Annotated in this window: 8 protein-coding genes; 1 reads left to right on the forward strand and 7 read right to left on the reverse strand. The window is 40.2% G+C overall.

The window, feature by feature from the left end; all coding sequences use genetic code 11:
- The first annotated feature begins 909 nt into the window (after positions 1-909).
- Positions 910-2,118: an acyl-CoA dehydrogenase family protein gene (locus tag V7K56_RS22775; protein WP_334913826.1), complete on the forward strand. Its 1,209-nt coding sequence runs from the start codon at positions 910-912 to the stop codon at positions 2,116-2,118.
- Positions 2,119-2,266: 148 nt separating this feature from the next.
- Here the strand turns inward: V7K56_RS22775 and V7K56_RS22780 are convergent, their stop codons facing one another.
- The 7 genes from V7K56_RS22780 to ssuD all read right to left on the reverse strand — a co-directional run bounded on the left by V7K56_RS22780 (position 2,267) and on the right by ssuD (position 8,816).
- Complete coding sequence (locus V7K56_RS22780) at positions 2,267-2,461, reverse strand: hypothetical protein (protein WP_334913828.1); 195 nt, start codon at positions 2,459-2,461, stop codon at positions 2,267-2,269.
- Between the two features lie 232 nt (positions 2,462-2,693).
- Positions 2,694-3,644, reverse strand: a complete 951-nt coding sequence (locus V7K56_RS22785; RefSeq protein WP_334913830.1) for a D-2-hydroxyacid dehydrogenase — start codon at positions 3,642-3,644, stop codon at positions 2,694-2,696.
- 67 nt (positions 3,645-3,711) lie between these two features.
- Positions 3,712-4,659 carry a D-2-hydroxyacid dehydrogenase gene (locus tag V7K56_RS22790; RefSeq protein WP_334913832.1) on the reverse strand — a complete coding sequence of 316 codons (948 nt, stop codon included), beginning with the start codon at positions 4,657-4,659 and terminating at the stop codon, positions 3,712-3,714.
- A gap of 271 nt (positions 4,660-4,930) precedes the next feature.
- A complete protein-coding gene (locus tag V7K56_RS22795) occupies positions 4,931-5,284 on the reverse strand; it encodes a GNAT family N-acetyltransferase (RefSeq protein WP_334913834.1) in 354 nt (117 codons plus the stop codon).
- A 460-nt stretch (positions 5,285-5,744) separates the two neighbouring features.
- Entirely contained in the window at positions 5,745-6,515 is a 771-nt protein-coding gene (locus tag V7K56_RS22800) for an ATP-binding cassette domain-containing protein (protein ID WP_334913836.1), read from the reverse strand.
- A gap of 124 nt (positions 6,516-6,639) precedes the next feature.
- Positions 6,640-7,467, reverse strand: coding sequence for an aliphatic sulfonate ABC transporter permease SsuC (gene ssuC, locus V7K56_RS22805; RefSeq protein ID WP_334913838.1), 828 nt, complete (start codon positions 7,465-7,467; stop codon positions 6,640-6,642).
- 200 nt (positions 7,468-7,667) lie between these two features.
- Positions 7,668-8,816 (reverse strand): FMNH2-dependent alkanesulfonate monooxygenase, encoded by a 1,149-nt coding sequence (gene ssuD / locus V7K56_RS22810; protein WP_334913840.1) that lies wholly within the window; start codon positions 8,814-8,816, stop codon positions 7,668-7,670.
- Positions 8,817-9,313: the final 497 nt, after the last annotated feature.

A 9,313-nucleotide genomic window follows, 5' to 3' on the forward strand; every position in this document is an offset into this window, starting at 1 on the left:
CATGATGAGAGTCATAACGACGACTATTGTTTGCTTAAAGATTATATTTAAGTTGTTTGAATTAGCTGTGAGGTAAAACACATGAATGTTGTGATCGAGCACACATACTAGTTAACTACGGTAATCTTAGCATTTTTTTTCCATCAAGAGCATAGCAGTAATACATATTATAGCTTGATATAAGTTGGAAAATAACCGTCATGTTTAAATGTGCTTAGAGTTCAAAAAATGACAATAAGTTGCAAATTCGTCTTTTAAAACCGAAGATTGCGATCCGATCAAGTAAAGTAATAAATAAGTAAATTTAATGGTGGTTATACAGCCAGTGCCCTGATGAAAGTGTGACACTAAAAAAGACTCAAGGTGAGCATCTTAGTTTTCTCTCCTCAATAAACATCAAGCGATGTGCTTTTACAGCAATTTTCAGTGATTTAGATTACAAGTGAGATGAGGTAGGGAGTAGGCAGTGAGGAATAGTGTAGTTCAATTACTTGAAAAGTGCTGTAAGTTACATAGTTCAAATCGTTAAAAAGACGCAAGAATGCGGAGATTTAATTTGAATGACGATTAGCTTAAAAGACCAGTAGAGAATTCAGATCCTAAGTTTTGGGGCGATCGCTGAATTCTCTGCTTGGCTTGCTCTATGAAAGTAGTTTGTGTCATACTTACAGAAATTACTAATTACTAAATTCCGGTCGGTTTTAAGTAGTATTTTCAGGATCGCTAGAAGTAATAGAGTTAGGGCAATGAGGATTAGGGATTGAGGGGAGACTGCTGTCGTGCGAAAAATTGATGTTCCTGCAAACTTGAGATGCTTCCATATTGAAAAATGTTCCTGCAAACTTGAGACGCTTCCATATTGAAAAACATCTCTGGTTTAGTAGTACAGTGAATTGTAAAGGAGTATTTATGTCACAGTTGGAGCAAGCAGTGCCAGACACCTTTGTAGCCGGCTTAGAAACTCTCCCTAATATTTTCGACCGAGTTGAGGCTCTGGCCAAAGATTTTGCCACGCGCGCAGGGGTACACGATAGAGATGCTTCTTTTCCCTTCGAGAATTTTACAGCTTTGCATGAGGCAGGATTGCTCAACCTCACCATTCCATGTGAATTTGGTGGTCAGGATTTGGGGTTGGCAACTATCTGCCAGGTGATTGAAGGGATAGCGCATGGCGATGCTTCGACTGCATTAGTACTGACAATGCACTATCTTCAACATGCTTATGCAGCCCATAGCCGTCGCTGGCATCCAGAAGTATATAAGCGGCTGTGTCGTGAATCAATTGAAGGCATTGCCCTGCTGAATGCTGCCCGTGTTGAACCAGAGTTAGGAACGCCAGCCAGAGGCGGATTGCCTGCGACAATTGCCGAACAAACAACAGAGGGCTGGCGTTTAACAGGACATAAGCAATACACCACAGGCAGTCCCATCCTCAGCTATTTTGTTGTTTGGGCACGGACAACCGAAGATGAACCACAAGTTGGGAATTTTCTAGTTCCGCGCGATCTGCCAGGTTTGCGAATTGTCGAAACCTGGGATCACCTGGGAATGAGGGCTACAGGTAGCCACGACCTCATTTTAGAGAATGTATTAATTCCTTCAAAGTATGCTCTAAATATCAACCCTATATCTGCTGTGCCATCTTTTGATCCGCTAATTTCCACTTGGAACAGTTTAACAGTGAGTGCCTTATATCTCGGTGTTGCTAGTAGTGCGCGAGACTGGCTGGCTAAATATCTTTGGGAGCGATCGCCTTCTAATCTCCAAGAGCCACTGGCAACTCTGCCACGCTTCCAAACTGCCGTGGGTGAGATAGAAGCACTGCTATTTGCTAATAATAGATTGATTTATAGTTTGGCTGAAGATATTGACAAGGGCGAATATAAGCCTCAGATAGGATTACAGGCACAAGCTGTTAAATATCTCACTACAACCAACTCGATTCGTGCTGTGGAAATTGCCTTAGAACTAACTGGTAATCCTGGTTTATTAAAAAAGAATCCTTTAGAGCGTCACTACCGTGACGTTTTATGTAGCCGTATACATACACCACAGAATGATGTTATTTGCCAGTCATTGGGCAAATCTGTACTTGAAAGTCAAGTGATTAAAGACTAGGGATTAGGCACAAAGAGCAGTGAGCAGGAGAAAGGAATCTTCCCCCATACTCAATGCTCATTTCTCTTAAAACAATTAAGACTTTGTTGAGTTGAATTACTAATTAGAGCCAACGTAGTTAAACCTTGACTCGTTGTCGGAGTCAGCTTTACTCCTGAGCAATTTTTTCGATATCATCAGGTGTACCAGTGGCAGAAATTTTTGATGTGCCAGATTTGCCTGCACCTGAGTTGCCGCCAGAAGCGCCAGCACCCCCTGAGTGTTTAGAATCTGTGTTGCCTTGTTCTTCTTGAAGCTGTTCAAGGCGGTTTTTTTCTTGAGCTTTATCTTTTTGGTCAGCCATATCTTAAAAACATTTTTTGCATAGCGATCGCTATATACTCTATCATTTATCTTTATTCCAGCGACATAACAAAGCAAATGCTTTCAATTGAAGCTTCTGGACTATGTTGCTGGCAATAGCTCACTCCCTTTAAAACTAGCTTGCTGATTTCTTTAGACACATCGTACTGCCTCAATATGTGCGATCGCATCGTTATAGGAGCAATAATTAATTTTTTGGAATTTTGAATTGCTCAGTATCCTGCTTGTTTGTCTACGACATTCCGCAAGGGCTGACCAGTTTGGTATCGTTTGAGATTGTCGATAAACAGTTGTGCTATGCGCTTTCTCAGGGGTGGCGACAAGGCTGAACAATGGGGTGTGATAAAAGCGTTCGGCAACGACCACAAGGGACTTTCTGGCGGCAGAGGTTCGGTTGCAACCGTATCTAATCCAGCACCTGCAATCCAGCCCTCACGTAGTGCGGTAAGTAATGCGGCTTCATCTACGATCGCACCACGAGCAATATTAATTAGGTAAGCAGACTGACGCATAGAGCGCAATGCAGCTTCATTGATCGAGCCTTTAGTTTCAGGGGTTAGTGGTGTGGCAATAACTACATAGTCGGCTGCTGGCAAGAGCGCTCGCCATTCATCAGCACCGACAACCTTATCAAAATTTGGTAGGGGTTCGGGATGGCGGCGACTACCCCAAACTGTAACTCCAAAGGCTTTGGCACGAGATGCGATCGCTTGACCGATATTTCCGGTGCCGAGAATTAATAAAGTTGCGTCTGCCAACTCTTCGAGAAATACTTCTCTTACCCAAGTGTGTTCATTCTGGAAAGTTTGTAATTTCCGTAGATTCTTGGCGTGATAGAGCATAAATGCCAGTACAAATTCCGAAATTGGAATTGCATGAACCCCTGCACCATTGGTAAGGATAATGTCCTTTTGCAAAAAAGTTGGCGTGAGGATGTGATTCACGCCAGCACTTGGTGACTGTTGCCAACGCAGTGCGGGTGCTGCTGTCAGTACTTTGTCAAGGGTAGAGGTTTTCAGGTAAAATCCATTAACATAAATTTCTGCATCACTAGCATCACCATCGAGATTACCTTCACTATCTACCTCCACAACATCTATATTAGATGGTAGATGTGGCTCTATATCTGCAATCAGATGATCGGGTAAAATTAGTTTTACCATTTATTACTCCCTGATTCCATTTTTGATTGTGCAACCCAATTGGCAGCACCTCTTCATTTTTAATCGTTTAGTATCCTGCTTTTTGATCTACTATATTTCGTAACGGCTGACCAGCTTGGTAACGCTTTAGATTGTCGATAAATAGAGCTATTGAACGCTGTGTACTTTTGGGTGAATGACCGGAAGTATGAGGTGTGATAAAAATGTTAGGAAGTGACCACAAAGGACTTTCTGATGGTAATGGTTCCAAGTTAACTGTGTCTAATGCTGCACCTGCAATCCAACCTTCTGTAAGCGCTTTTGTTAATGCTGATTCATCAATTACGCCACCGCGAGCAATATTAATTAGGTAGGCATGAGTTGGGAGCGATCGCAATACAGATTCATCAATAAATTCTTTAGTTTCTGGAGTTAGAGGTGTTGCAATAACTACATAATCTACCTCTGGCAAGAGCGATCGCCATTCATCAGCACCCACTACTTTATCAAAATTTGGTAACTCTTGGGGATGACGACGACTGCCAATAATTCTTAAGCCGAAGGGTTTAGCACGGGCGGCGATTTCTTGACCAATACCACCAGCACCAATAATTAGCAAGGTCGCATCTGTCAGCTCTTGGATGGCAAAGCCTCTTTTCCAGTGACGTTCTGCTTGTAAAGCATATAATTCCTGTAGATGCTTGGCATGAGCCAGTATATAAGTGATTACAAATTCTGCGATCGGAATCCCATGCACTCCTGCCCCATTTGTGAGGATAATATCTCTTTTTAAATAAGTTGGTGTCAGGATGTGATTCACCCCTGCATTTGGTGCATGATGCCAACGCAGTGCAGGTGCCGCTTCTATTATTTTATGTAGCGTTGGACTTCTGGATAAAAACCAACTGAAGTAAACTTCAGCATCGCTAGTATCGCCGTCTAAATTTCCTTCAACATCTATGCTGACAACTTCTGTATCAGGCGGTAGATGAGGCTCAATATCAGCAACGAGATCGAGTGGTAAAATCAGCTTCATTGTAGATTACCTCTTCTTAGTTTACAGGGCTATCTTTATAAATTGTCTGTGTCTGATTAAAAAATTAAATACCCTTTTTTCTTAGTCTAAATCATGATACTTAGTAAAAATTGAAATATTTTTATTTAACCTGTAAACGCATAAACTCCAAATCAAAATATTGATGATTAGATTTATATGCCATTTCCTCTATTCCATATATTTTAAATCCCAATAACAAATAAAGTTGTTTGGCTGAAAAATTATTTTTAACAATATCAAGTAATAATATTTATACCTCATTAATAGCTTTTGCTCTTTCAATTAATTCATTTAGTAATAATTTACCTATACCTTTTCTTCGATATTCTTGTTGAACATACATACTACTAATGTATGCTTTATGCCTGAGTTTTATTCTTGATTCTTGGTGAAAAGCAACTATTCCAATTAACTTTTTATCCTCAAAGCAGCCCAAAATAAAGTTATTATTATTTTCTGGTATTCTATCCCAAAATTGTTCTATCGTCTTAATTTTTTCTTCAGGATACGATGTGCCAAATGAATCTGGATTTTTATATAAAGCTTTTAATCTGATCTGTTTATAATCTTCTGCATCATACTTTGTTAATTTTCTAACTATCATTAAATTAAATATAAATAATAGATATTGATGTTTATTTTAAATAAAGCTATGGATCTTCATTATTTAGTATGCTAAATCGGTCTCATAAAAAGCATGAAACCCTTGCTAGGTATCAATAGCAGTTGTTATTATTAGTATTTTATACTTATGCGCGAAATTTAGGCTTCTAACCTGGATTTTAAAGTCAAATTCTGATGATTAACTAAAAATTCAGCATAACAGGTACGGAAGATCCAAAGCTATATAAGTTAACAATTATTATGTTTTACTTTGTCTAGTTTGTGAATATAGGAAAAATTACCCAGAACCGCACAGAGGAGAGTTGAGAGTTATTTTAAGTATTTATAAATAATTTTCGATTCCTATAGCTGCTTTTTCAGAGGAAGTTTTAATCTCGAAGTAGCCTATTTTACCGCAGCTACCTCAAGCATTATGTTAATCAACTAACGAAAGCTAAATCTTAACTACTCAACTGCAACAATTGATTAGTTGGCTGAGTATTTTCATTCCTCATTACTCGCTCTAAAACTGCTTCTCTAATATTGATAAATACTTCACTAGTTCTATCCCGTGGGCGTGAAAGTCTCACAGGCAAATCCATAGAAATCTTTCCTTGCTCAATCACTATCACTCGATCTGCTAATGCCACAGCCTCTTCCACATCGTGAGTAACCAAAAATGCAGTAAATCTTCGTTCTTGCCATAAGTTTTCAATCAAATGCTGCATCTCTAGGCGAGTTAGAGCATCTAATGCTCCCAAAGGTTCATCTAGCAACAACAAACGGGGCTGACTGACTAACGCTCTGGCCAATGATACCCGTTGCCGTTGTCCTCCAGACAAAACATAAGGCCACTCATCAGCTCTATCTTTGAGTCCAACTTTATTGAGTGCCCACAAAGCTTTTTCACGCCAATTACCTTTTAAGCCCAACCCCACATTCTGAACAACACGCTTCCACGGCAGCAAGCGGGAATCTTGAAACATCACTGTTACGAAACGGCTGAGTCTATGCAGTGGTTCTCCATCCAGTAATATTCCACCTGAAGTTACTCTATCTAATCCTGACACCAGACGCAATAAGGTACTCTTACCACAACCACTTCGTCCAACAATAGCGACAAACTCACCCGCTTCAACTTCTAAATTCAGCGAGTTTAAAACAATTTTCTTGCCAAAAACTTTCGTCAAATCCAAAATACTTAGTTGTGTACCCTGCACATTTGAACTCACTTGCAAAACCTCCTTTTCGAGAACAACTGAAATTTAATTAGTCTGATGAGACGTTCAAGAAGCAAATCACACTCAAAAGTTAAAATCAGGAATTTTCAACCTTTAATTCTAGTGAATTTAGCATTTAGGACTTTTGATAATTGGGGTTCCAAGCCAAGAATTTTGTTTCTAATCCTCTAGCAATAGAATCTGCTAATTTACCCAGCAGTGCATAGATTACAATACTTAAAACCACAACATCGGTTTGCATAAACTCACGGGCATTCATTGCCATATAACCAAGACCGGAATCTGCTGCGATCGTTTCTGCCACAATTAGTGTCAGCCACATAATTCCCAAGGAAAAACGGACACCAACAAGAATCGAAGACAAAGCTCCTGGAAAAATAATTTGCCACAGAAGTTGTGGTGTTTTTAATCCATAGACCTTTCCCATTTCAATCAGTCCAGGGTCAACACTGCGAATGCCATGAAATGTATTGAGATATAACGGAAAAAATACTCCCATAGATACTAGAAATAATCTAGCTTGATCACCAATACCAAACCAGAGAATTACTAGGGGAATTAATGCCAAATTAGGGATAGTGCGGAGCATCTGCAAGGAACTATCCAATAACTTTTCTGCCACACGGGAAAAGCCATTGAGCAATCCCAAACCGAAACCAATACTGCCACCAATTATAAAACCAGATATCGCCCGCCCAGCACTAATGCCTATATTTTGGAACAATTCTCCGGTGGAGGCTAGTTTAATGGCTGTAGCGATTACGCCACTAGGGGCTGGTAAAATTCTGGTTGAAAGTAAACCCGTTCTGGAAGCAAGTTCCCAAAAAATTAATACGGTAACAGGCACAATCCAAGGAACTATTTTCTCGATTTGCGGGTTGTTTAACACCTCGCTCAGGGATATATTATTTTTGCTTTTGGTGCTTTTAAAGGTAATAGTCATGGAATTTGGGATTTTAGATTGTTCCAAAGGATGAATCTAGAAGTATAGGACTCCTATCTGATTTCTGAACAAGATTTTAGATAAAACCCTAATAAAATCGGCTTTTCAATCTCAGTATGTTTTCAAAAATCAAATCGGAGTCCTATATCACCAATATAAATAGTAATTCGGTCTTTAATTACAAATTACTAATTATTAGGTTATGAAGCACTCGTTAGTTGTTTTGCAAATTTTTCATTGGCGACGATTTCGCCAACAGAACTCAAAATTGGTGGCGTTAAAGGTGCCGATTCGCTTTGCAAAGGTAGGCGGGAAAATAATAATTCAGCGGTGCGATACGCTTCTTCTAAATGAGGATATCCAGAGAAAACGAATGTTTCTATGCCCAAATTGCGATATTCCAGCATCCTAGCGGCAACGGTGTCAGGATCTCCAACTAAAGCCGTACCAGCACCACCCCGCACCAATCCAATTCCTGTCCACAGGTTGGGGCTAATCTCTAAGGCTTCTCGACTACCACTATGTAGTTGACTCATGCGCCGCTGTCCTTCAGAATCAGAATGAGCTAAGTCTTTCTGAGCTTTAGCGATCGCATCGTCATCGACATACTTAATTAGCTCATTGGCAGCATCCCAAGCAGCTGACTCGGTTTCTCGCACAATTACATGCAAGCGAATCCCAAAACGGACTGTTCTGCCTTGTTCTGCCGCCAATTTCCTAACTTCGGCAATCTTTTGAGCCACTTGTTGTGGAGGTTCACCCCAAGTCAGGTAAACATCTATATGTTTAGCAGCAACCCGCTTGGCAGCAGCAGATGAACCACCAAACCACAAAGGTGGATAGGGTTGTTGAACTGGTGGGAATAGGAGCTTACCACCTTTGACATCCAGATAGTTTCCTTTAAAATTGACTGTTTCCCCACTGACGATACTCCGCCAAACTGTGAGAAATTCATCGGTTAAATCATAGCGATCGTCATGACTAAGATGCAAGCCATCCCCAGCCAACTGCAAAGGATCTCCACCCGTCACTACATTAATTAACAATCTTCCTTTAGAAATTCGGTCAAATGTTGCTGCCATCCGTGCAGCAGCACCTGGGGAAGTAATTCCCGGACGAATTGCCACCAGAAATTTCATCTGCTTGGTGACAGATATGAAAGCGGCGGCAGTTATCCAAGCATCTTCACAAGAACTCCCTGTGGGTAACAATGCGCCCGTGTAGCCTAAACTATCCACAGCTTGGGCAATTTGTTGTAAATAATCAGGTGTAACAACACGAGAGCCAATATTTGTGCCTAAATAGCGTCCGTCATGAGATCCAGTAGGAATAAACCAAAGAATTTGCATTTGTATCAGGCAGAGTACAAGGATAGTTTATACGGTAGATCGATAGAATTATAGTAGTTTATAGTCAGCATTTTACAGGAAATTATTTAAAACGCCAGTATAGATTAACGATTCATAAAGAATAACTGCCCACAAAATTGACGTTCTCACGCACAATCCCGATAATCATGACACTTTTTTTGCAACAATGGCTGTCGTGAAGGATACAAGTTTTGTGTCAATTACCCACATTTTTGCGACTTTGAAGTGTTCACTTCTGGTTTCATCGACAGAAGCCTTGCTAACTTGCACTTTCTAAGTCTGTGTTTGGATAAAGGTTATGATCGCTGATGACTGGACTCCTTTAGTACATAACAGCAGTGTGGTAACACTACAAATTTATCAAAATTAATCTGTCAGACCACTAGTGGTCTGTCCCATTAATTTTGATGGGTAATACCAGATCGTGATTAAATAGCAATGTGGGCGGATTAGTAACTCACAAGCAGGCAGGCGAT

Source organism: Nostoc sp. (genome assembly GCF_036917535.1).
In the GTDB taxonomy this organism is placed as follows: Bacteria; Cyanobacteriota; Cyanobacteriia; order Cyanobacteriales; family Nostocaceae; genus Nostoc.

Bases quoted from the DNA above. Each gene is read 5' to 3' on its own strand.
- V7K56_RS22775 (WP_334913826.1), top strand. From the start codon at position 910: ATGTCACAGTTGGAGCAAGCAGTGCCAGACACCTTTGTAGCCGGCTTA.
- V7K56_RS22795 (WP_334913834.1), bottom strand. From the start codon at position 5,284: ATGATAGTTAGAAAATTAACAAAGTATGATGCAGAAGATTATAAACAG.
- ssuC (WP_334913838.1), bottom strand. From the start codon at position 7,467: ATGACTATTACCTTTAAAAGCACCAAAAGCAAAAATAATATATCCCTG.
- V7K56_RS22790 (WP_334913832.1), bottom strand. From the start codon at position 4,659: ATGAAGCTGATTTTACCACTCGATCTCGTTGCTGATATTGAGCCTCAT.
- ssuD (WP_334913840.1), bottom strand. From the start codon at position 8,816: ATGCAAATTCTTTGGTTTATTCCTACTGGATCTCATGACGGACGCTAT.
- V7K56_RS22780 (WP_334913828.1), bottom strand. From the start codon at position 2,461: ATGGCTGACCAAAAAGATAAAGCTCAAGAAAAAAACCGCCTTGAACAG.
- V7K56_RS22785 (WP_334913830.1), bottom strand. From the start codon at position 3,644: ATGGTAAAACTAATTTTACCCGATCATCTGATTGCAGATATAGAGCCA.